Source organism: Rhodopila sp. (assembly GCF_965276935.1).
Lineage (GTDB): Bacteria > Pseudomonadota > Alphaproteobacteria > Acetobacterales > Acetobacteraceae > Rhodopila.
The window spans coordinates 979,744-1,002,939 of the sequence record NZ_CBDIBS010000004.1; the positions used below are offsets into that span (position 1 = coordinate 979,744).

Below are 23,196 nucleotides of genomic sequence, written 5' to 3' on the forward strand. Positions count from 1 at the left end.
TCCTCGCCTTACCAAATCCGAACGGATTTGCTAGGCGTTTGAACATGATAGGGACGCACGATTTACTGATCACGAAGAAGCTATAGAATCTAACCAATCCAGGACACTCATATCCGGAACAGCGTGTGAAGGGGCGCATGCCGGCTTATCTCGGACGCGGCCGGTGTTCGGCGGCAACCTTGCGAATGGCGTCTTCCCAACGCGGGGCCAACACCTGCGAACTATACAGGGCGGCCTGGCGCAGCCCACGCTCACGCAAGGCGGCCAAGTGGCCCTCCTCGCGCGGCAGTTGCACGGTGCGGGCAAGCAGCTTCGCCAGCTCGACCTCGTCATAGGGATCGAAATATTCGGCGGCGTCGCCGTAGACCCAGCGATGCACGGGAATGGCGGAGGCCAGCAGCGGCGTGCCGCACGCCATCGCCTCCGCCCCCGAATAATCAAACCCTTCGGCTCGGCTTGGCGCCACCACGCAATGCGCCATGGAGTAGAGAATGCGCAGTTCCGCCAGCGGCACGCCGCTGACGTGGAAGGCGCCTTCGCGCACCAGCGCCTTCAGCTCCACCAGTTCGGCATCCGAACGCCAGCCTGGATTGGCCACGATCAGCAGTTGCATCGGCTGCTTCGTCATGCGCCGCGCGATCTCAAAGGCGTGGAACAGCTTAAGGTAGTTCTTGCGCGGCTCCAGCGTGGAGACGGCCATGATCAGGCGCGGCAGCGCGGCGGGCTCCGCAATCCGGCGGCTGGCGGCGGTGGCTGGGCTGGCGCGACGGGCAAGGATGGTGCGCAGGTCGCTTTCCGGCCGGACGTCGGGTCGGTATTCGGGCGCCAGCATCACCGGAATGGTGTGCACGCGATCTTCCGCTTTCGGGAACAGCCGCAGCACGTCGCCGCGCACCGGTTCAGAATCGCAGAAGAAGGTGGCGCCATCCTCGATGTTCCGCTGCAACATGCGGCCGTGACTAAGGGCGTGCGGCCAGGGCTCCCCCACGGTGTGCGGGCTGAGCAGGGGCAAGGCATCGTAGTAGCGGATCACCTTCGCGGTGCCGGGCGCCAGCTTGTAGGGCGAGACGGTGGCAGCGAAGAACACGTCCCAGCCCTGGCTGTCCAGCCGCCGCTCGAAGATGCGCGGCAGCAGCGTCAGGGAGCGGGCGTATTCATGTCCCAGTTCGGTGGCGAAGTACTCGGCGCGCGGCACCAGGGGCCGGTCGTGCGGCGCCAGCGTACGGTCGAACAGCTTGACCCAGAGGTAGTCGTCGAAGACCTCGGGGTCGATCTTCAGGTCCAGCTTCTCGCGCCGGAAGATCTCAGTCAGCGACAAGTAGGGGCGGAAGATGCGCCGCTTGACGAAGTTGGGCAGGCTGCTGAAGCCAGGCAACCAGTGGGTGCGCTTGGTATCCTGACTGATCAGCACCTGGGTCTGCGCCAGCATCTTCTCGTACGGCGTGCGCATCTTCGGCCGACGCGACGTGTAGTGAATGCCCGAGGCTAGGCCGCCGAAACGGCGCAGCGGGAGGCCGGCGAACATCGCGAACAGCAGCCGGGCTTCCTGCGGGATGCCCGCGAAACCCTCATAGCATGGCCGCAGGTCCATCATCAGCGAAGGTCCCGAGGATGTCGCAGCCGAACGGGTCGCAGCCGAATGGATGGCAGCCGGGTGGGTCGAGGACCGGGCGATGGTGTCGGCGGTCATGCGGCGGCCGTGGATAAATGAGGCATCACGGCCGGCGGGATGGCAGCTTTCGCGATACGGCACAACCGCTGCCCCTGCCGACTGGCGGCAACATTATGCCTGCCAGGGACGGCGAACGCGGGGACGGGTGAGCACCAGCGGTCCGGTCTCGCTGGCCAGAAGGTTGGGGTTCAAGAACGGGTCAGCCTCCATAGCGTCCGTCCAATGTGCCTGCATCAGTGCCTGTTCCCGATGAAAGCGGGCAAGCTTTGCAGGGTCTTCCGCTTCCAGGCCGCGGGTGACCGCTTCGCGGTGCAGCAGCACGGCGTGCGGCGTCCAGATCACGCGCAGGCCTGTCGCGCGCACGCGCAAGCACAGGTCCACGTCGTTCCAGGCAACGGCGAGGCGTTCGTCCATGCCGCCCACGGCCCGGAAGGTTTCTCGCCGCAGCGCGAGGCAGGCACCGGTCACCGCCGACAGGTCGCGCGTGCAGACGAGCTGGCCGTCATAGCCGGGTGCGTCGGGCGAGGCGAAACGGCCGACATGGACCGCGGCGCCGGCTGGACCCAGCAGCATGCCGGCATGCTGCACCGTGCCATCGGGATACAGCAGCCGTGCGCCCACGGCGCCGACATCGTGGCGGGCGACGTGGGACACCAGCTCGCCGAGCCAGTCCGGATGCAGCACCTCAGTGTCGTTGTTCAGCAGCAGCAGCACCTCTCCCGCCGCCTCCGCGGCGGCGGCGTTGTTCAGGGCCGCGAAGTTGAAGGGTTCGGGGTGACGCAGCACCCTGACGCGTGGGGTGACTTCCAATCTGGACAGCAGCGCCAAGGCTTCAGGATCATGGCTGCCATTGTCCACCACAAGCAACTCGATGGCCGGGTAGTCGGTGCGCTCCAGCACCCCGGCGAGGCAAGCGGACAGCAGGTCCGGCCGATCACGGGTCGGCACGATCACGCTGACCAACGGTGGCGGAACGGGCAGCCGGAACCGCAGGCGCGGCCAAGGCGCCGTCTCCACGGCCAACAGGGCCGGGGCGGCGCGAGGCGGGTTGTCCGGGCGCGCCGGCCAATCAGCGGCCGGTTCAGCGCGGTGACAAAGCACCGCGGGCAGGTGGAAGACGACGCCTGGTTCAGCAAGCGCGACCGCGCGCAGAACAAGATCGTAGTCCGTATATGGCGACGCCGCTGGCTGCAGGCCGCCCAGGCGGTCCAGCAGCTCCATACGGTAGACGGCAAGCTGGCCGATGCTGTTGCCGGCCAGCAGAAGGTCAGGCGAGAAGTCAGGCTTGAAGCGCGGATTGCGCCGGCCGCCGGCATCCGCCACGTCCTCATCGGTGTACAGCAACTGGGTCTGCGGATGCGCCGCGATGGCAGCCGCCACTTCGTGCAACGCGGTAGGCGGAAGGGTGTCGCCAGCATGCAGAAAGCAGACAAGCTTGCCACTGCTCTGCGCCAGCCCGGCCTGCTGCCAGTCGGCGCGGTTCGTGGTTCCATACGGGGCGTCCAGCAACCGCAACCGGGGCTCCGCGCCGGCTGCCGCTGTCAGCGCCTCGGCGGGCCAGGCGGATAGCAGCCGGGTGGTGAGCAGCAGCTCCCAGTTGCCGTAGGTCTGGCGCCGCAGGCTGTCGACACTGCGAAGCGCGCCCTCGACCGTGCTGTCGCCGGCGGTCATCACGATGCTGACAAGTGGGCCGTCGCGCAGCGGTGGAATCCGGGCAAGTTCGGCTTCGCCCGGATTGTCGTACTCCGCGACCCATAGCCGATACGCCGCGGCATCGTCCGGCGGAACGCCGGGAGCCAGGCCGGGCAGCAGCGGGATGTGATCGCGGCCAAGGGGAGAGTCGGCCAAGGCCGCCAGCAGATCCGCCCGATCCATTCCTAGGTCGGCCGCGGCCAACAGTGCTATCCGAGCCGCCTCGCGTGCTGCCCCCTTGGGCAAGGCATTGGCTGCGATTCTCGCGATAAAAGCGGCGTCTGAAGCCACGTCGCATCCGTGCAGCCGCCGGAACGCCGCAGAGTGGATGATGTCCCTCGCCAGTTCCGGCAGCGAGGCACCCTGTCGCAGTCGGGACGCGAAATCTTGCAGGGCAGTCGGATCAGGGTCGCGGCCGAGTGCGACGCGGAACAGGCGCACGACGGGAGCGCCTAGCTTGCGGGTCTCTGCAAGGGAGTCGAACGAGGACATCGGGGGCTGCTATCCGGGCTATTCCGGCAAATGGCAAGCGCGGCGGCGGCAGCGAAACAGCGTTGCCCCGCATGCAGCCGGCACGGCACGACCGCGGCCGACTGCTAAAAGGTGACCAGGCGAGAACTTTGCAAAAATGTCGGATCGTCGCATAAACTGGAAGCCATCCTTCGGACGTTGGTACCTGCTTTGGCCCCGCGTCCAGCGCCTTATTCCACGAACCCGTTCTGCTGCCGTCCCGGAGAACCGCTCCTTGGCTCGCGTAATAGACAAGACCATTGCTGCTGGATGGGACGACGCGGAGATGCGTCAAGGTGCTCCGGCGAATGTCTCTTGCAGGTGTTGAGCCGAGTTGGGCCGCGGCCAGAGGACCCAGCCCTTGGGAAATACAGACCGCTTCACCCGCGTCCGCTTCTGACAGCGGCTGCCGTGGCCGCCGAGAGCGGCGCCGGCATGAGAGTGTTGCTTTGGTACTGGGGCCGGCGGGGTGCCGGAGCGCAGATTGCCTTGGCAATGGCCGGCGCCCTGGCCCGACGGCACGATAGCTCGGTCTGCCTGTCGATATCGCGTCAATGCGAACTGATCGACGGGTTCCGAAGCCTGCGGCTGCCCCGGCAGGAAATCGACACCTACCGCAGCGTGGCCGGGTTCGCCTGCGGACTTTCCCGGGTTCCGCTGCTGACGGCGCGGCTGGTGCGGCTGGCACGGGATTGGCGGGCGGATGCGGTGGTCTCGGTGATGACCCACACCTGGACGCCGTTGGTGGCACCTGGCCTTGCGCGGGCCGGCATAGCGTTCGTCCCGGTCGTACATGACGCGAGGCCGCATCTGGGTGACAGTGGCTTTCTCTGGAACTGGCGGCTGCGGCGTGAATTGAGGGCCGCGCGCGCCGCCTTCACACTGTCCAGCCACGTCGAGGCCGGGCTACATCTGTCCTATCCCAGCCTTCCATTGCTGCGGCTGCCGCTGGGAGCTTTCGTTCCATCCGTGGAGAGGGTACCACATCAGGCTGACGAGTTTCGCTTTCTCTTCTTTGGACGACTGCGTGCCTACAAGGGGCTCGACCTGCTGCGCGACGCATTTTGCCTGTTGATTGCGCGCCGGCCGGAAGCGCGCCTTCTGGTGGTGGGAGAAGGCGATGCATCGGCCCTCGCGCCGGGACTGGAAGGGATGCGCGGCGTCGTGCTGTCGACGCGCTGGGTCGCCGAGACCGACATCGGCGACATCATGGCCGGCGCCGATGCGATGGTCATACCTTACCGCGAGGCCAGCCAGTCCGGCGTGATCTCCGCCGCCTTCGTTGCCGGCCTGCCTGTTGTGGCCACGCCCGTCGGTGCGATCACGGAGCAGGTTATGACTGGTATAGACGCCCTTATAGCCGCTGCCATCACGCCCGAGGCGTTGGCCGACGCCATGGAGCAGATGATGGATCCCGCAACGCATCGCGCGCTGTCCATCGGTGCCGCCAGATCCGGACGCACGCTGGGCGACTGGGATCTGCATGCGGCAAAGCTCATTGAGGGACTGCGCCGCCTGGGGCTTGATCACGGCGCGGCATGAGTCCGCTGCACCGGCTGTGGCGCCGACTGCCCCATCGGGTTCGGCGAGAAGCGCTGTTCAGCGCTACCGCCCTTCTGGCGCCGCGCCCCGACCACCCAGCGCCTACCGGGAAGGGTAGCCTTGTGGTCGCCGGCTACCTGGGTGCATCGACCGGGCTTGGCACCGCCGCTCGACGGTTGGTCTCCGGCCTGCGGGCGGCCGGCTTCGATCCCGGCGAAATCGACCTGACCGGACCGTTACGTCAGGGGCCGGCTGGTCCGCCGCCCCGGATGCCGTCGGGACCCGGCACTCTGGTGGTGCAGGTCAACGGTCCAATGCTGCCGTGGGCGCTGCTGGCACTCGGCCGCCGAGCGCTACGGGACAAGCGCGTCATCGCGGTGTGGAACTGGGAGCTGCCAATCCTGCCGGGCGACTGGGATCGAGGCTTCTCGGCCTGCCACGTGATCTGGACCCCTAGCCGTTTCACCGCCGCGGCATGCTCCCGCGCCGGAGGTCCACCGGTCCTGATCTGTCCAAACCACGTTCCCGCCCCAGACCCGTCACCGCTGGGTCGCGACGCCTTCGGTCTGCCATCCGACGCGTTCGTGTCGCTCTGCCTGTTCGACGCCACCTCCTCCCTGTCACGCAAGAACCCGCTGGGGGCCATCAGCGCGCACCGCCTGGCATTCGGCGATCGTCGCGACCGAATTCTGCTGCTGAAGACGCATGATACGGCGCTGGCCGGACCGGCCTGGCGGGCGGTGGCGCAGGCTGCCGCCACCGCGTCGAATGTTCGCGTGCTGGATGCCGCCATGCCGCGCCGTGACCTGTGGGCGCTGATGGCGGCGTCCGACGCCGTGCTGTCGCTCCACCGGGCGGAAGGGTTCGGCTATGTCATTGCCGAAGCGATGGTCCTGGGGCGGCCGGTCGTGGCCACCGGCTGGTCAGGCAACATGGATTTCATGCACGGCCCTGGAACGCATGCGGTGCCCTATGTGCTGGTGCCGGCGCACGACCCTCAGGACACCTATGCCGTGGCCGGTGCGTATTGGGCTGAGCCAGACCTGGCGGCAGCGGCCACGATGCTGGTTCGGCTTTCCGATCAGCCTGAGCTGACGCCGCCGACGCATTTTCCCCTGCCCGATTATGCCGGTCTTTTAGGTATCGCACCGAGCGGCAGCATCCCACCTTCCCGCTGACCCCTGATCATGGATTGGTCGGCAGGCCGGACGGTCGAGGCAATACGGCGATCGCCGTAAAGCTCTGTTCCGTCCGCTTCTATGGTTCATGCTCGTTCTGATTGAACACGCACCTGCCAGTCGTTCATCACATCCCGCAAGGTTTGCTGCCACGGCCTGACCGGCATCCAATCCAGGCATTCGCGCGCCCGGGTCGCATTGCCACAAGCCGTCCAGATGTCGGATTCACGGACCCGCGAGGCGTCAACCTCGGTTCTTATTTCGATGCCCGCGATCGCCGCCAGTTCGGTCAGCACATCGCCGACGCGGCGCGCGTGACCGGAAGCCAGGTTCAGGATCGTGCCCGGGATCAGGGTGTCGCGCTGGACGATGCAGGCTACATAGGCGGCGCAGACATCGCGGACATCCAGGAAGTCGCGCCGGGTTTCCAGATTGCCGACCCGCAGCACGGGCGCCTGAAGGCCGGCGGCAGTGCGGGCAATCTGCTGGGCGAACGCGGCGACGACGAACTGTGGAGCCTGGCCGGGGCCGACATGATTGAATGGGCGCAGTCGCACCACCCGCAAGCCTTGCGCGGCCATGCCGCCCAGTGCGAGATCCGCCGCCGCCTTGGTCTCCGCATAGGCATTCATCGGCGCCAGCGGGGCAGCCTCATTGAGTGGCAGGCCGGATCTGAACGAGGCGCCGTAAGCATCAGCGCTCGACGCGAACAGCAACTGACATTCTGGTGCATGGCGAGAAAGCATCCAGGCCAGGTTCAACGTGCCGTGGAAATTGACCTGCCATGCATGATCCGGCGCCTGTTGCGCCGCCGCGATGGCCGACACCGCCGCGAGGTGGACGCAGACGTCAGGTACGGCGGATCGAACGGCTGTTTCGACTTCCGTCGCATTCTGCACGTCGATTGCTGGGTCCAGCAGTGCCGTATGAGGAAATGCGGTCGCGAGCGCTGTCATCAAGTGGCGGCCGACGAAGCCCGATGCGCCGGTGACCAGGATGGTGCGTGGAGCAGCCGTCATGTCAGAGCTTCAGGCGCGCGCGGTGGCGCGCCAAGTCGGCCTCGACCATTTCCGCGACCATGTCTTCCAGCGTAACCGTCGGCCGCCAGCCCAACTTCCGCCCCGCCTTGGTGGCGTCGCCTAGCAGCACATCGACTTCCGCCGGGCGTATCAGGTCAAGGTGGCTGACGACGTGATCCTCGAAATTCAGCCCGACATGGCTGAACGCGAGGCGGCAGAATTCGCGGATGCTGGTGCTACGGCCGGTGGCGACGACATAATCGTCCGGCGTCTCCTGCTGCAGCATCAGCCACATGGCGCGGACATAGTCCCGCGCGTGGCCCCAGTCGCGCATGGCTTCAAGATTGCCAAGCGGCAGCTCTCGCGTCAGGCCCAGCTTGATCCGAGCCACGCCGTCGGTGATCTTGCGGGTGACGAACTCGATGCCCCGCAACGGGCTTTCATGGTTGAACAGAATGCCGGAGGATGCGTGCATGCCGAAGCTCTCACGGTGGTTCACCGTCATCCAGTGGGCATAGAGCTTGGCGACCGCGTAGGGCGAGCGCGGATAGAACGGCGTCTGCTCGGTCTGCCGCGGCTGCTGGATGCGGCCGAACATCTCGGAGGAGGATGCCTGGTAGAAGCGAGCCTGCGGCCTGGCGATGCGGATTGCCTCCAGCATGTTGCCCGCGCCGATCCCGGTGACCTGCCCGGTGAGCAACGGTTGATCCCAAGAGGCGGCGACGAAGCTTTGCGCGCCGAGATTATAGACTTCATCCGGCTGATACGTCTGAAGCAGCCGTATCAAGCTAGAAAGGTCGATCAGGTTGCCGTTGACCAGTTCCACCTCTTGCAGGATGCCGAGCCAGCGAAGCCGCTCGCCGACCAGATCGGATGAAGCCGAGCGACGCATCATGCCGACGACGCGGTAACCTTTCTCCAGCAGGAAGTGGGAAAGATAGGCGCCGTCCTGTCCGGTTACCCCGGTGATTAGACACGTCGGCATCAAGCTTCTCGCAATGAGGGCTCACGCGGTTCACAAGAACGAGGGGCCGTGACTTGTCTCGAATTCATGGTTTTGTATGAACACATAATCGCCAGAACGCAATGTGCGACGCATGCCCATCGGTGCCGGCGATGCCCGCCAGAGCGGCGGCAACGTGGGTCCATAGGTTGTCGGCTCATGGCTACCTTGAGGTGATCTCACGCAATCAGCATTACGCCAGCCTCGACCCCAGAAAAACGCCGCCTATGCGGCCGGCTCCGCGTTGACCCCTCGATCCCGCGGGGCTAAGCACCGCCGACGGTTCGGCGCCACCGTCAAATTCACCTAAGGATGCCGATAGAACTGGAGCAACGCGTGAGAGACGTACGGGACGCGCTGATGGTGGCGCGTAACACGGAAGGCAAGCTGGTCCGCCGCCCGCTTTCGCCGCATCTTCAGGTCTATCGCTGGCCGTTGAGCATGGCGATATCCATCCTGCATCGCGTCACCGGCGTGGCCATCTCTGTCGGGACCTTGCTGATGACCTGGTGGCTGGTCGCCGCCGCGGTGTCCGACAATGCCTTTGCCAGCGCGCAGTGGTTCATGGGATCGGCGGTCGGCCTGCTGCTGCTGTTCGGCTGGACGCTCGCGCTGTTCTTCCATTTCTTCGCCGGGATACGACATCTGGTCTGGGATGCGGGGTTTGGTTTCGATCCGCCGGACTACAACATCTCCGGTTGGGCGGTGGTGATTGCGACAGGCGTGGCGACGGTGCTGGTCTGGATCATCGGCCTGGTAGTTTGGTGAGGCATCGTTATGTCCGGTACACCTAAGGGGCCCAATGTCGAGATCCTGCGTTCCCCGCTGGGTCGGGTGCGCGGCCTGGGCGCGGCGCATCAGGGATCGGCGCATTGGTGGACGCAGCGGCTGAACTCGCTGGCGCTGGTGCCGCTGACCCTGTGGTTCATCTGGTCCGTCATCCGCCTGTCCGGCGAGCCGCGGGCGGCGATGATCGCCTGGATGTCGGGACCGGTGTCGCTGGTCCTCATGCTGGCGCTGATCATACTGACGTTTCAGCACATGAACCTTGGTTTACAGGTGGTGATCGAAGACTATGTGCATGACGGCAGATTGAAGATGGGCAGTGTGGTGCTGATCAGGGGGCTCTGCTTCCTGCTGGCGCTGCTCTGCATCGTCTCGGTGCTGCGAATTGGGCTTTGAGCCCAGCGAAGGACTTCAATAGGAACAAGCTGATGAACGCGATCACGATGCCCTCGTCGCGCGCTTATAACATAGTGGACCATACCTACGACGTGGTCGTGGTCGGTGCCGGCGGATCCGGCTTGCGTGCGACGTTCGGCATGGGTGCCTCCGGGCTGAAGACGGCTTGCATCACCAAAGTGTTTCCGACCCGCAGCCATACCGTGGCGGCGCAGGGCGGCATTGGCGCGGCGCTGGGCAACATGGGGGAAGACGACTGGCGCTGGCACATGTACGACACCGTTAAGGGGTCGGACTGGCTGGGTGACCAGGACGCCATCGAATACATGTGCCGCGAAGCGATCCCGGCGGTCTATGAGCTGGAACACTACGGCGTGCCATTCAGTCGGACGGAAGATGGACGTATCTACCAGCGTCCGTTCGGCGGCCATATGAAGGACTACGGCAAGGAGCCGGCGATGCGCGCCTGCGCCGCCGCCGATCGTACCGGCCACGCCATCCTGCACACGCTGTATCAGCAAAGCCTGAAGCACGACGTCGAGTTCTTCATCGAGTATTTCGCGCTCGACCTGATCATGGATCAGGAAGGCGTCTGCCGCGGCGTGATGGCCTGGAATTTGGAAGATGGGTCGATCCATCGCTTCCGGGCGCAGACGGTCGTCATGGCGACGGGTGGCTACGGGCGTGCCTACTTGTCCTGCACCTCCGCCCACACCTGCACTGGTGATGGCAACGGCATGGTGCTGCGGGCCGGCCTGCCGTGCCAAGACATGGAATTCGTCCAGTTCCACCCCACCGGCATCTTCCCCGCCGGCTGCCTGATCACGGAAGGCGCTCGTGGCGAAGGCGGCTACCTGACCAATGCGGAGGGGGAACGCTTCATGGAGCGCTACGCCCCCACCGCCAAGGATCTGGCGAGCCGTGACGTCGTGTCCCGCTCCATGACAATGGAAATCAACGAGGGACGCGGCTGCGGACCGGCCAAGGATCACATCATGCTGCACCTGGAGCACCTGGGTGCCGAATTGCTGCATGAGCGCCTGCCAGGTATTTCGGAAACCGCGAAAGTCTTCGCCGGCGTCGATGTGACCAAGGAGTCGATCCCGGTGTTACCGACAGTGCACTACAACATGGGCGGCATTCCTACGAATGTGCATACGGAAGTCCTGCGCCCGACCAGAAGCAACCCCGATGCTGTGATCCAGGGCCTGATGGCGGTGGGTGAGGCGGCCTGCGTGTCGGTGCACGGCGCCAATCGTCTCGGCACCAATTCGCTGCTCGATCTGGTGGTATTCGGACGGGCCGCGGCGCATCGGGCATCAGAGAAGCTTCGGCCGAATGCCGACCAGCCATCCCTGCCGCCAAAAGCCGGCGAGGCCACTTTGGACCGATTTGATCGCACCCGCTACGCCCGCGGCGGCACCAAGGTCGCCGAACTCCGGATGGCGATGCAGCGCTCGATGCAGGGCCATGCCGCCGTGTTCCGGGCCTCCAGGAGCCTGACGGAGGGTGTCGAGAAAATGAAAAAGGTCTGGAGCGGCATGACCGACATGTCGGTATCCGATCGCAGCCTGATCTGGAACAGCGATCTTGTCGAGGCGTTGGAACTGCACAATCTGATGGGCAGCGCCATGACAACCATGGTCGCAGCCGAGGCTCGGCTGGAAAGCCGGGGGGCACATGCGCACGACGATTATCCGGACCGCGACGACGAGAATTGGATGAAGCACTCCTTGGCGTGGTGCGACGACAAGGGCGATGTGAAGCTGGATTATCGTCCGGTCAGGATGCAGACGATGACGAACGAGGTCTCGGTGTTCCCGCCGCGGAAGCGGGTATATTGAAGTCAGGAGGCAGTTATGCCGCTGATTAAAAATTATGGCCTATTCTGGAAAGCGGAGAATGTATATTGGGGTCAGGTTGGAGCTGGCAACGTTGGACATATCAAAGGATTTACAGCTGGTAATGCTCAACGGACCGTTGATTTTAGCCAGCAAGTAGGGACCTACGTTTTGTATGCCGACTATAAGTTAGTCTATGTCGGCCAGACTGGAGTAGGAAATAATCGACTAAGAGCTCGTTTAGCCCAACACCGACGAGATCACTTAGCGGGTCGCTGGAACCAGTTTTCATGGTTTGGGTTTAGATGGGTTAGGTCGCCTAATTTGGAAGACGACTTGGCTGTTCTTGCGGCAAACGTTCCACCTGATACCTTCGATGTGATGATGAATCAGCTTGAGGCAATTTTAATTTATGCCGCAGAGCCTCCCTTAAACCGTCAAGGGGGACCATTTGGGCAGGACGTTGATCAGTATTTGCAGTATCGAGATAGAGATGCTCTTGGCCCCACTGAGCAGCAAATATTGCGGGAGCTTTGGGTGCATCTAAACGAATCTAGGGGCTGAACATGGTCGCTTTCAATCTCCCGCTTAACAGCCGCATCGGGCCGGGCCAGACCTTCAAGGCTCCGGCTGGCGCCAAGCGCGTGCGGGCGTTTAACATCTATCGCTGGAGCCCGGATGACGGGAAAAATCCCCGCACCGACACTTATGAAGTCGATCTGGACGCCTGTGGTCCGATGGTCCTGGACGCACTGATAAAGATCAAGAACGAGATCGACCCGACGCTGACTTTTCGCCGCTCCTGCCGCGAAGGCATCTGTGGTTCCTGCGCCATGAACATCGACGGCGGCAACACGCTGGCCTGCCTGAAGCCGATTGAGGAAGTGAAGGGCGCGGTCAAGATCAACCCGCTGCCGCATATGCCGGTGGTAAAGGACCTGGTGCCCGACCTGTCGCAGATCTACGCGCAATACCGCTCGGTGCAACCCTGGATGAAGGCGGACACACCCGCTCCGCCGGATGGCGAGCGGCTGCAGAGCAAGGAAGAGCGCGCCAAGCTGGACGGCATGTGGGAGTGCATCCTGTGCTTCTGCTGCTCCACCGCATGTCCTAGCTACTGGTGGAACGGCGACCGCTACCTAGGGCCGGCCGTACTGCTGCAAGCCTATCGCTGGATTGCCGATTCCCGCGACGAGGCCACCGGCACACGGCTGGACGAGCTCGAAGATCCCTTCAAGCTCTACCGCTGCCACACGATTATGAATTGCACCGACACGTGCCCCAAGGGGCTGAACCCGGCGAAGGCGATCGGCGCGATCAAGCAGTTGATTGTCGAACGCCAGGGCTAGACGGCGGCGATCATTCGGAGGACCGTGGACGACATCACTGTCGCGAACGGAGGGAAACATGATCGAGGTCTGGACGTGGCCCACGCCGAACGGCCACAAGGTGCATATCGCGTTGGAGGAACTGGGGCTTCCCTACAAGGTCGTCCCGATCAACATCGGCAAGGGCGACCAGTTCAAGCCGGACTTCCTTTCGATCACGCCAAACCATCGCATACCCGCCATCGTTGATCCTGATGGACCCGGCGGCAAGCCGCTGCAGCTATTCGAGTCCGCCGCGATCTTGATCTACCTGTCGGAAAAGACCGGCGGCAAGCTGATCCCCTCAGACCCCCCCGGACGCTATGCCTGTCTGCAATGGATGATGTTCCAGATGGGCGGCACCGGGCCGATGTTCGGCCAGTACAACCACTTCGCCAACTATGCGACGGAGAAAATCCCCTACGCGATCCAGCGCTATACGAATGAGGTCGCGCGTCTGCACCGTGTGCTCGAAAAGCGCCTGGCCGAAGCGGACTATCTGGCGGGTCCCGAGTATTCCATGGCGGACATCATCAACTTCCCCTGGATTCGCAATCCCGAGCGGCGAAACATTGACTTGGCCGCGTATCCGAATGTGAAGCGCTGGCACGATCTGGTGGCGGCGCGTCCCGCCGTTCAGCGCGGCGTCGAGGTGCTGTCGGAAAGCCAGCGTCGCGGCCAGATGACGGACGAGGAACGAGAGGTCATGTTCGGGAAGACTCAGTTTGCGGCTCGGTAAAGCTGCTGCACGTCGCGTCAGCAATCGACTGCCGCGGATCAGGCATGGTGCGGCAAACGACGGATGTGATGGCTAACCGGTGCTAACCACGGCGCCAGCCGGCGAAGATCAGTGTGATATTGAGCGTTGCAGCACCAGCACGCCGGTTTCGTGCATCGTGCCTGACCAGCCCGGTCGTAGCAGCGTCGTCGCGTCAAGCTGAGTTACAATGGCCGGGCCGTCGCACTGATCTCCGGCGCCCATTCGGGCACGGTCATAAAGATCCGTTCGCAAACTACCCTCATTGAAATGAACTTGGGTCTGCCCATTTGGGCGGGCGCCTCGTCCCACTGGCAAGAGCGGATGGACAGGTGGGTGCAGCACGCCCTCCGCCTCCACCCGTATGGTAATCAACCGAACCGCCGTATCGAGGGTAAATCCATACAGCGTCTGGTGCGCCTGTTCGAAAGCCGCGGCAGTCGCCAGAATGTCGCCAGCCCAGGCGACCGGCAGTTCTGATCCCTGGCCCTCGTAGCACATCAGCGCGGTCTGTGCGGTGCGGCGTGCCTCCTGGGGCACCGCTTCCTCATCAAGCCAGGCCTGCGCATCTGCCTGCAGCGCGTTAAAGGTCTCGGTCAAACCGTCCTCTCCCAACGTCGCCGATTGGATCACCGACCGGCTGAACTCCGCTCGAAGGTGGGCGGCGAGCAGGCCTTCCGCGCACAGCACACCGGGCGCGGAAGGCACGAGCACAATGGTGATGTCAAGCATCTCCGCCAGCGCGCACCCATGTAGCGGTCCCGCACCGCCGAATGCCACCAGGGCGAAGCCGCGCGGATCATGCCCACGCTCCACCGAGACGACCCGGATAGCGCCGATCATGTTGCTGTCCGCGATTGCCAAAATACCACGCGCCGCGGCGTGGAGCGACAGCCCAAGCGGTTCGGCCACATGCGCCAGGATTGCCTTGCGGGCCAGTTCGAAATCGAGCGTCATGCCGCCGCCCAGCAGGCTTGTGGGCAGATGGCCGAGGACGACATGCGCATCGGTCACCGTCGGCCGTTCGCCGCCCTGGCCGTAGCAGGCCGGCCCAGGACGGGCGCCGGCGCTGATGGGACCGACCAGAAGCGCGCCATGCTCGATCTGTGCCAATGAGCCGCCGCCGGCGCCGATGGTGACCATGTCCACCATCGGCAACGGCAGCGGCCAGTTGCCCACCCTGCCCCGGTGCGTCAATTCAATCCGCCCGTTGCGCATCAGGCAGATGTCGGCGCTGGTGCCGCCGATGTCGACGGTGATCAGGTTGCCGAAGCCGGCTGCCGCGGCCACGTCGCGGGCGCCAACCACACCGGCCGCCGGCCCTGACAGGGCGGTGACCGCCGGAGCGCGCCGGATCGCCGCCGCGCCAGCCACGCCGCCATTGGACTGCATCAGCAGGAGCGGCGCCGAGATACCGGCCGCCACCAGCCGCTGTTCCAGGCGCTCGACATAGGTCGACACAGCTGGCATGATCCGCGCGTTCAGGATCGTCGCTACGCTGCGTTCATATTCCCGGACAACGGGCAGCACATCAACCGAGGCAGTCACCGCGACATCCGGTAAAGCAGCCCGCAGCAAGGCAGCCACCCGCCTTTCATGGGCTGGATTGGCGAACGAATGTAGCAAGCAGATCGCTACCGCTTCGGCGCCGCACCGACGACACGTCTCCGCCACATCCTGCACATCGGCCTCGTCCAGCGGGCACATGATGCTGCCGTCCGCGGCGATCCGCTCGGTTACCTCCAGCACCCGGCGCGGCGGCACCGGCCGCGGCGGCTTGATCCAGACGTAGAGGTTGGCAGCGCGCGGGATGTCCTGGCGGCCAATCTCCAGCACATGTCGAAAGCCGCGCGTGGTAATCAGCACGGTGTGGGCGCCCTTGCCCTCCAGGATCAAATTGGTCGCGACGGTCGTGCCATGCAACACGCGGCCGATCGCCGAGGGCCTGGCGTCGGCTGCCGACAGCGCGAGATGCAAGCCGGTCAGGAACGCCTCCGACGGGTCGTGCGGCGTGCTTGGCGTCTTGGCACGCGTGATGCGGCCGCTGGCGATGTCAGTCAGGGTAATGTCGGTGAAGGTGCCGCCGACGTCCACCGCGACGACAAGGTTTTGCTCAGTCGAGGACATCGACATACGTCCCCCGATGGAACGCCTTTGCCGGTGGCCGAGACGTTCGGCGGGCGAGGGTCGCCGCGGCATCGACCGATCCGTCCCTGATGACGACGCCATACTGCTCAAGCGCCGCGGTGGTGGAGACGAAGCCGTCCAGCACGTCGTCCAGCACCCGCTCCGGCGGGCGGTCGAACGGATGGCCGTGGCCGCCGCCGCCGCCGGTCTCCAACCTCAATACGTCGCCGCGGTGCAGGATGTTGCGGTCCGACAGCGCGACAAGCCTGCGCTGTTTCGGTGTGCCCGGGTTGACGGTGGCGCGGCCGCTGCCGCCGGATTTCCCGCCCGCGACGCCCCAGGATGGATGATCCACGCCATCAATGCGCATCGACAGCATCGCGCTGTCCGCCAGCACCTCGTATTCGCGCAGCAGGCCGCAGCCGCCGCGATACAATCCCGATCCGCCGCTGTCCCGGTTGATGCCGTATTTCAGCAGCCGCACCGGATAGTTCAGCTCCAGGAACTCGACCGGATAGTTCTCCTGCGCGACGAAATAGACCGCGTCGATCCCGTCCGAATCCGGCCGCGCGCCATAGCCGACACCGACGCCGTCCGACATCAGGAAGCCATGTCCCCGCACCATGCCGCGCAGCAAAATGATGACGTAGGCGGAATGCGAGGCGGGTGCGCTGCCGCCGGCCACGTTCACCAGCCCATTGAGCGCCGCCAGCATCCGCATCATCGTCACGCCGCGCAAGCCGAGTGGCGCGGGGAAACGCGGCGCAAGCAGGGAGCCTTCGCGCAGCCGTACCTCGTCAATCGCCTGCGCGCCACCGGCATTGCAGACTTGGGAGGCGTCGCCACCCAGGAAGAACAGTCCGAGCGCGGTGCCGGGCATCTGCGGGTTCATCAGGTAGTTCACCGGACCCGCCGCCTGGTCGTCGGTCCTGGTGGTGTCCAGGATAAAGCGGTCATCCGTCGTGCGGGTCATCGCCAGGCGCAGATGGAACGGGCCATTGCCGTGCCCGTCCGCATCGACCACATCGGTGAATTCATGCGTCCCGGGCGCGAAGGTCTCACGCAGCCGCTCACGCACCAGGGCCTCCGTGCGGGCGAGCAACTGGTGCAGCGCATCGGCCACCACCGCGCCGCCAAAGCGTTGCAAGATCTCCGCCATGCGACGGACACCGACATCAACGCTGGCCATCAGCGCCCGCGTGTCGCCGAGGCTTTGCTCCGGAAAGCGCGAGTTTCGATGAAAGATCGTCAGCACGGCTTCGTTCAGTATGCCGGCGGTCGCGAGCTTCGTTGGCGGGATGATGATGCCTTCCTGAAATATGTCCGTTGTGTCGGGGCTGATCGATCCAGGCCGCAGGCCGCCAATGTCGGCGAAGTGCGCCCAGCCCATCACAAAGGCGCATAGCTCGCCGGCGTGGAAGACCGGGGCAAGGAACACCTGGTCATTGCTGTGCGACACGGCGCCCTGGGAACCATAACAGTCGTTGAACCAGTAGAGGTCGCCCGGCTGCATCGTCTCGATTGGAAAAGCCGCCAGGACGGGCGCGGTGACGTCACCAAAGACCGGAACATTGGAACCGACGGCCAGTCGCCCGGCAGAGTCGAACACTGCGGTATAGAAATCCTTTTTCTCGCGAATGAAGGCGCTGATGGCGGTGCGTTCGAGCAGCGCCTCCATCTCCGCCTGCGCGGCGCGCGTGGCGCCACGAATGATCTCCAGCGTGACGGGATCGCAGATCATGGCGTGGGAGTCCTGATCCGGCCACACCGGACCGTGATATTTGCCGGTTTGCCTATTGCCGTCGCGAGCATCGGTGATGCTCGCGATCCGGGGATGCTGTTGACGAGATCTTCCGGCAGAACCAGGACGGCGGCGATGCGGCGTTTGGAAGTCATGGTGTCTGCTTATGTGTGGGCATACGTGGTGACGCAGTCGGAGGCGTCCACCAAGCATATGATGCTGGTGTGATGTCAAGACCGGAACCACAGTCAGCCTGAGGGAGAAAGTCATGCAGCAGGGAACGATCATTGTCACAGGCGCCGGCCGCGGCCTTGGGCGCGAGATCGCCTTGACACTGGCGGCAGCCGGAATGGCGGTGGCGGCAACCGATGTCGATGGGTCCGCGGCTGAGGCCACCGCGGCCGCCATCACGGCAAAGGATGGTCGCGCGCTGGGGCTTTCGCTCGATGTGCGGGATGCCACGGCGATCAAGGCAGCTTTCACGGCGGCGGAGAAAGCCATCGGATTGGCGACGGCTTTGGTCAACAACGCGGGCATATACCCGGACAACACGCTGCTCGACATGCCCGAGGCGACGTGGGACGCGGTGATCGATACCAACCTCAAGGGCACGTTCCTCTGCGCCCAACGCTTCGTACGTCAGCGAATAGCGGCTGGCGGCGGTGGAGCGATTGTCAATCTCGCGTCCACCGCTGCTTTTTCCGCCCGTATCGGCGCCGGTCACAACAGCGCATCCAAGGCCGGCGTCGCGATGCTAACCCGGAGCATGGCGCAGGAATGGGGCCCGCATGGGATTCGCGTCAACGCCGTGGCGCCGGGCCTGATCGAGGTCGAGGGCAACCGGGTCAACCCCGAATACAAGGCCAACTTCTTGCCGATGATCCCGCTCGGCCGCACCGGGCAGCCGCCTGACATTGCCGCGACGGTGGCATTCCTGCTGTCGGACGGCGCCGCCTTCATCAATGGCGTTGTGTTGCCGGTGGATGGCGGCTTCCTGACTGGCAGACCCTTGCAGCGGTCGGGCGGCATATAGAAAACCAAAATCCGGTTAGAACTACTCGAGAAGCGGTTTCCTGGCGCGCTCCTGCACGAGGAACGTGGCGATAAGGCTGGCCGCGCCGGCGGCGACGACATAATATGCAGGCGCCAGTGAGTCGCTGGTCATGCGGATCAGCGCGGTTGCGATCAGCGGAGCAAATCCGCCGAAGATCGCAACGGACAGAGCGTAGCTGACCGACAGCGCCGTATAGCGGACCCTGGTTGGAAAGATCTCCGACAACACGGCGCAGGCCACACCGGAGTTGCACGTCAGCAGGAATGTGGCCACGGCCTGAACCAGAAGCAGTCCGCCGATCGAATGCCAGGATACCAGCAGGGAGAACAGCGGATAGCCCAGCACCGCCGTACCGAGCACCGATACATAAAGCAGCGGCTTACGACCAATCCGATCCGACAACGCGCCAATGAACGGAGTCAGGAAAAGATAGATCAGGCCGGCGGTCGTGGTGGAGAAAAGTGTGGCCGAGGCAGCGAGATGAAGCTGTTGCTGCGCGAAGGTCGGCAGGTAGACCAGGAACATCCAATACAACACGCAAGGGCAGATGCTGATGCTGAAGGCGATAAACATCGGTCCGCGTTCGGTGGCGAAGGCTTCCCGCAACGGTGAGCGCACGACCGCTTCGGTGGCGACCGTGCGGGTAAAGACGGGTGTCTCCGCGACATGCGTGCGCAGGTAATGGCCAATCGGACCGAGAACGAAGCCGATGAGAAAGGGAATGCGCCATCCCCAGGCTTGAAAACTCTCGATGGGGAGAAAATAGGTCAGCAGCGCCGCGGTAAAAGTGCCGAGCAGCAGGCCGAGGGCGGTGCCTGACTGCTGGAAGCTGCTGATGAAGCCCCGCTGCCGGGGTTCCGCATACTCGACCAGAAAAGTCGCCGCACCGCCCCACTCGCCGCCGGTCGAGAAGCCCTGAAAGGCACGGCAGACTACCAGGATGATCGGCGCGGCGATGCCGATCGTCGCGTAGCCCGGGATCAAGCCGATCAGCCCGGTGGCAATGGCCATCATGCCGATGGTCACCACCAGCGCCCGCCGCCGGCCAAACCGGTCGCCAAAGGAGCCGATGACGATGGCACCCAGCGGGCGGAACAGAAAGCCGACTGCCAGAGTTGCGAAGGTACTCAGCAATGCCGCAACGGGATCGAAGGCCGGAAAGAACGCGTGCGCGATGGCGCTTGCCATGAAGCCGTAGATGACAAAGTCGTATATCTCGAAAACCTGCCCGACGGCGCAGGATAAAATCGCGCGCCGGAGCATGCCCTCTGCTCTGCCGTCTGGCATCGCGAGGTTCAGTTCTGCGCTCTGGCTCATGCTGGTCTCCTTGCGACGGCGGTCGTCGGTGAAAGTTCAATGATCCACGTTGGTATAGACACATGAACTTGTATCAAAAAGATCGAGGCGAATTTCGTGCCAGGATTACTGGTACGGGCTACGGTCGAGATACCGAGTGAGGCGGCATTCTCAACGCCGGCTGATACTGAGTGCCACTCCTGAGGCCGCGGCCGGCCGTACCCGCATACTAATGCGCCACCACTGCCAGCTTTGGCTTCAACTCGTCGGCTCTGCTTATGCGCAGTGGCAGATCGCGCGGGCCGAGCGCGATGAACAGGGACTGTGACCCCCAACTTCATCGTTTTTCGCATGAATCCAATGCCACCAATCGCAATTATAATCGGATCCGGGCAATACTACTTAAAGGTTCATCAAAGCCGGACATCTCGCCCGACTAGAGATGGAGACATACCATGAAGACCATGATCCTCGCCGCTTTTGCTGCCATGACTCTGACAGCAGCGGTCGCGCCGGCGGCAAATGCTGCCATCTTCAGCAGTCCGCACACCACGTATCAGGGTCCCTATGACAACACCGGCAACGGACCGGGCGGGACCTGGATGGGAGGCGGCGGCGGCTAATCCGGTTTCTGACGGATTGCATTGAGGCCGGGTTGATTCCGGCCTTTTTGCTGTTCGCACGGGCGTGGTCGGCGCGGTCGCCCCAGGCAGCACCGAGTGCCAGGTTGCGCCGTGCAAGGCGCCGGCTAGCGCCAGCCAAGGGATAAGATGGGAACATGAGCAGTGAAGGCGGTCTTGTCGCGCGCTGTTGAGCGAACCTAGCGAACCGGTGGCGTTGCAGTGGTGGTAGCGCATGGAGGTGGAGATGAAAGTAGGCGTGGTTGGGGCTGGCGGCGTGGGCGCGGCGTGTGTCATGGCACTGGTGCTGCGCGGCAGCGCGCGAGAGATTGTCGTGGTGGATCGCACCGCCAAACGGGCGAAGGCGGTGGCAACCGATATCCGGTACGGTGTGCCGCTGGGACCGCGCGTCAATGTGACCGAGGGCGAATACGGTGATCTGGCCGGCGCCGGCCTAGTGATGGTCACCGTGGGGGCGAACGAGAAAGCGGGTGGCGCCACCGATCGTGGCGATCCGGAAGGCCGGCTCAAGCTGCTCGACAAGAACGTCGAGGTCTATCGCGATATCGTCCCGCAGGTGGTGCGGGCCGCGCCCGACGCGGTGCTGCTGGTGGTGACGGATCCGCCCGATCCACTGGCCGACTTGACGCGCGCGCTGGCAGGCCACGACGCCGTGCTGAGCACCGGCACCTGGCTCGACAGCCTGCGCTTCCGCACCCATATCGCCTGCAAGCTTGATGTCAGCCCCGACACGGTCGAGGCGCAGATTCTGGGCGAGCACGGCACCTCGGAAGTTTTTGTCTGGTCAAGTGCCCGTATCGCCGGCGTCCCGCTTTCCGAGCTGCTGCGGCAGCGCGGAGAGGACGCGGCGGACTTCCGCAAAAGTGTGGAGGAGGAGGTGCGCTACGCGAACATCGCGATCATCGAGGGCAACGAGGCAAGCCAGTATGGGATCGGCATTATCTGCGCCCGGATTGCCGAGGCGGTGACTCGCGACGAGGGCCTGGCCGTCCCGATTGGCGGCTTCAGCAAGGACTACGGCCTCACCCTGTCCCTGCCTGGCGTGATTGGTCGCCGCGGCCTGCGCGAATTCTATCCGCCCTCGTTGTCGGAGGAAGAGCGTGGTCTACTTGATCACAGTGTGGCGGCGTTGAAGAAGGCTGGAGAGCGACTTTCGAAGACTTAGGTTGTCGGACATGAGTCCAGATCGTTTTCGCGTACTTTGGTTCTGATTGATGACGGTCGCTACCGCGGTAGCACGCACTGCTGATAGAGGTGGTCGGCTAAATTCGGACAGTCTGCTAAGTGGAACTTCTGCCTGAGAGCGGCGAGGATGCCGCGGATCAGGAGCGAATATGACGAAGCGAACACGCCGGACCCACGCTGCGGCCTTCAAGGCCAAGGTGGCGCTGGCCGCGATCAAGGGCGAGAAGACGCTGGCCGAGTTGGCGCAACAGTTTGAGGTGCATCCGAACCAGATCACTGCCTGGAAGGGACACCTGCTGGAGGCAGCCTCGGGCCTGTTTGGTTCGGGCGGCGGAGCATCCGAACCGGCACCTGTCATCGACGTCAAGACACTCCACGCCAAGATCGGAGAGCTGACGCTGGAGAACGATTTTTTGTCCGGTGCGCTCAGCAAGGCCGGCCTGCGGAGCGCAAAGCGATGATTGACCGGACGCACGAGTTGCCGCTGGGGCGGCAGGCGGCGTTGCTGCGATTGAGCCGCAGCAGCCTGTACTACGACCCGCAGCCGGTGCCCGAGGGCGAGCTTGTCATCATGCGGCGGATTGATGCGCTGCACCTGGACTACCCGTTCGCGGGCAGCCGGATGCTGCGCGATCTGCTACGCGGGGAGGGGGTGATCATTGGCCGCGAGATGGTGCGGACGATGATGCGCCGAATGTGTATTGAGGCGATCTACCGTCGGCCGAACACGTCAAAGCCGTGTCCAGGACACAAGATTTACCCATATCTTTTGCGCGGCCTGCCGGTTGACCGGCCCAACCAGGTGTGGTCGATGGACATCACCTACATTCCGATGGCGAAAGGCTTTGTCTATCTGGCGGCGGTGGTTGACTGGTTTAGCCGGCGGGTTCTGGCGTGGCGGGTGTCGGTCACCATGGAGGTTGATTTCTGCCTCGAGACCGTCGAGGAAGCGCTGGCGCGGCAGGGAAAACCGGACATTTTCAACACCGATCAAGGCAGCCAGTTCACCAGTGCCGCGTTCACCGGGCTGCTGCTGGAGAACGGGATCGCCATCAGCATGGACGGTCGTGGTGCGTGGCGAGACAACGTATTTGTCGAGCGGCTGTGGCGGTCGGTGAAGTACGAGGAGGTCTATCTGCGGGCCTATGAAACCGTCGCCGAAGCGCGGCGCCTGATCGGGGTATATCTGGATTTCTTCAACTGCAAACGACCGCACTCGAGCCTTGACGCCCGGACGCCGGACCAAGCCTACTTCACCCACCTGCCGCCACACGTGGCAGCCGCATGAATTTTGCCGCTGCTGTCGGGTCGCCTCTCCGATCAGGCTACGCCCTCCCTGCGAGGCGACCTGACAGCAGTACCTTACGTAACCAACAGGCAGGAGATCCA

General features: G+C 64.1%; 19 protein-coding genes. 12 read left to right on the forward strand and 7 right to left on the reverse strand.

Translation table 11 applies throughout. From position 1 onward, the window contains the following. Window positions 1-145: 145 nt before the first annotated feature. Together ACQY4S_RS20775 and ACQY4S_RS20780 are read right to left on the reverse strand one after the other, a co-directional pair. Complete coding sequence (locus ACQY4S_RS20775; protein ID WP_428487101.1) at window positions 146-1,690, reverse strand: glycosyltransferase family 4 protein; 1,545 nt, start codon at window positions 1,688-1,690, stop codon at window positions 146-148. Between the two features lie 93 nt (window positions 1,691-1,783). Further along, window positions 1,784-3,856, reverse strand: coding sequence for a glycosyltransferase family 2 protein (locus tag ACQY4S_RS20780; protein ID WP_428487102.1), 2,073 nt, complete (start codon window positions 3,854-3,856; stop codon window positions 1,784-1,786). Window positions 3,857-4,309: 453 nt separating this feature from the next. Between ACQY4S_RS20780 and ACQY4S_RS20785 the strand changes: the two genes are divergently transcribed. Both ACQY4S_RS20785 and ACQY4S_RS20790 read left to right on the forward strand, forming a co-directional pair. Further along, on the forward strand, window positions 4,310-5,416 hold the full coding sequence (locus ACQY4S_RS20785; RefSeq protein ID WP_428487103.1) for a glycosyltransferase: 1,107 nt from the start codon (window positions 4,310-4,312) through the stop codon (window positions 5,414-5,416). Continuing rightward, entirely contained in the window at window positions 5,413-6,594 is a 1,182-nt protein-coding gene (locus ACQY4S_RS20790; RefSeq protein ID WP_428487104.1) for a glycosyltransferase, read from the forward strand. Before ACQY4S_RS20785 ends, ACQY4S_RS20790 begins: the two co-directional genes overlap by 4 nt. 86 nt (window positions 6,595-6,680) lie before the next feature. On the opposite strand, the gene ACQY4S_RS20795 is transcribed toward ACQY4S_RS20790, so the two are convergent. Then, entirely contained in the window at window positions 6,681-7,613 is a 933-nt protein-coding gene (locus tag ACQY4S_RS20795; protein WP_428487105.1) for an NAD-dependent epimerase/dehydratase family protein, read from the reverse strand. A 1-nt stretch (window position 7,614) separates the two neighbouring features. Next, window positions 7,615-8,598, reverse strand: a complete 984-nt coding sequence (locus tag ACQY4S_RS20800) for a GDP-mannose 4,6-dehydratase (RefSeq protein ID WP_428487106.1) — start codon at window positions 8,596-8,598, stop codon at window positions 7,615-7,617. 354 nt (window positions 8,599-8,952) lie between these two features. Between ACQY4S_RS20800 and sdhC the strand changes: the two genes are divergently transcribed. Genes sdhC through ACQY4S_RS20830 form a run of 6 tightly spaced genes read left to right on the forward strand, consistent with a single transcriptional unit; the run spans window position 8,953 to window position 13,745 of the window. After that, entirely contained in the window at window positions 8,953-9,384 is a 432-nt protein-coding gene (gene sdhC, locus ACQY4S_RS20805; RefSeq protein WP_428487108.1) for a succinate dehydrogenase, cytochrome b556 subunit, read from the forward strand. Window positions 9,385-9,393: 9 nt separating this feature from the next. Next, entirely contained in the window at window positions 9,394-9,798 is a 405-nt protein-coding gene (sdhD, locus tag ACQY4S_RS20810) for a succinate dehydrogenase, hydrophobic membrane anchor protein (RefSeq protein WP_428487109.1), read from the forward strand. A 32-nt stretch (window positions 9,799-9,830) separates the two neighbouring features. After that, entirely contained in the window at window positions 9,831-11,642 is a 1,812-nt protein-coding gene (gene sdhA, locus ACQY4S_RS20815) for a succinate dehydrogenase flavoprotein subunit (protein WP_428487110.1), read from the forward strand. A gap of 15 nt (window positions 11,643-11,657) precedes the next feature. Continuing rightward, window positions 11,658-12,203, forward strand: a complete 546-nt coding sequence (locus ACQY4S_RS20820) for a GIY-YIG nuclease family protein (protein ID WP_428487111.1) — start codon at window positions 11,658-11,660, stop codon at window positions 12,201-12,203. A 2-nt stretch (window positions 12,204-12,205) separates the two neighbouring features. Further along, window positions 12,206-12,988, forward strand: coding sequence for a succinate dehydrogenase iron-sulfur subunit (locus ACQY4S_RS20825; protein ID WP_428487112.1), 783 nt, complete (start codon window positions 12,206-12,208; stop codon window positions 12,986-12,988). Window positions 12,989-13,046: 58 nt separating this feature from the next. Further along, window positions 13,047-13,745, forward strand: coding sequence for a glutathione S-transferase family protein (locus tag ACQY4S_RS20830; RefSeq protein WP_428487113.1), 699 nt, complete (start codon window positions 13,047-13,049; stop codon window positions 13,743-13,745). A 108-nt stretch (window positions 13,746-13,853) separates the two neighbouring features. Here the strand turns inward: ACQY4S_RS20830 and ACQY4S_RS20835 are convergent, their stop codons facing one another. Together ACQY4S_RS20835 and ACQY4S_RS20840 are read right to left on the reverse strand one after the other, a co-directional pair. Beyond that, on the reverse strand, window positions 13,854-15,890 hold the full coding sequence (locus tag ACQY4S_RS20835; RefSeq protein ID WP_428487114.1) for a hydantoinase/oxoprolinase family protein: 2,037 nt from the start codon (window positions 15,888-15,890) through the stop codon (window positions 13,854-13,856). After that, complete coding sequence (locus tag ACQY4S_RS20840) at window positions 15,877-17,631, reverse strand: hydantoinase B/oxoprolinase family protein (RefSeq protein ID WP_428487115.1); 1,755 nt, start codon at window positions 17,629-17,631, stop codon at window positions 15,877-15,879. The genes ACQY4S_RS20835 and ACQY4S_RS20840 overlap by 14 nt, the downstream gene beginning before the upstream one ends. Window positions 17,632-17,899: 268 nt before the next feature. Here ACQY4S_RS20840 and ACQY4S_RS20845 point away from each other — a divergent pair, with 268 nt between their 5' ends. Further along, on the forward strand, window positions 17,900-18,664 hold the full coding sequence (locus tag ACQY4S_RS20845) for an SDR family NAD(P)-dependent oxidoreductase (protein ID WP_428487116.1): 765 nt from the start codon (window positions 17,900-17,902) through the stop codon (window positions 18,662-18,664). Window positions 18,665-18,685: 21 nt separating this feature from the next. Here ACQY4S_RS20845 and ACQY4S_RS20850 read toward each other — a convergent pair whose 3' ends face one another. Continuing rightward, window positions 18,686-20,002, reverse strand: a complete 1,317-nt coding sequence (locus ACQY4S_RS20850; RefSeq protein ID WP_428487117.1) for an MFS transporter — start codon at window positions 20,000-20,002, stop codon at window positions 18,686-18,688. 434 nt (window positions 20,003-20,436) lie between these two features. Here ACQY4S_RS20850 and ACQY4S_RS20855 point away from each other — a divergent pair, with 434 nt between their 5' ends. The 3 genes from ACQY4S_RS20855 to ACQY4S_RS20865 all read left to right on the forward strand — a co-directional run bounded on the left by ACQY4S_RS20855 (window position 20,437) and on the right by ACQY4S_RS20865 (window position 23,095). Continuing rightward, window positions 20,437-20,604, forward strand: coding sequence for a hypothetical protein (locus ACQY4S_RS20855; RefSeq protein ID WP_428487118.1), 168 nt, complete (start codon window positions 20,437-20,439; stop codon window positions 20,602-20,604). A gap of 244 nt (window positions 20,605-20,848) precedes the next feature. Then, on the forward strand, window positions 20,849-21,787 hold the full coding sequence (locus ACQY4S_RS20860) for a lactate/malate family dehydrogenase (protein WP_428487119.1): 939 nt from the start codon (window positions 20,849-20,851) through the stop codon (window positions 21,785-21,787). 169 nt (window positions 21,788-21,956) lie between these two features. Next, window positions 21,957-23,095 (forward strand): IS3 family transposase gene (locus ACQY4S_RS20865; protein ID WP_428483442.1). Its coding sequence is split into 2 segments (ribosomal slippage): window positions 21,957-22,215 and window positions 22,215-23,095, totalling 1,140 coding nucleotides; the frame shifts between segments, so codons are not numbered across the junction. The last annotated feature ends 101 nt before the right edge of the window (window positions 23,096-23,196 follow it).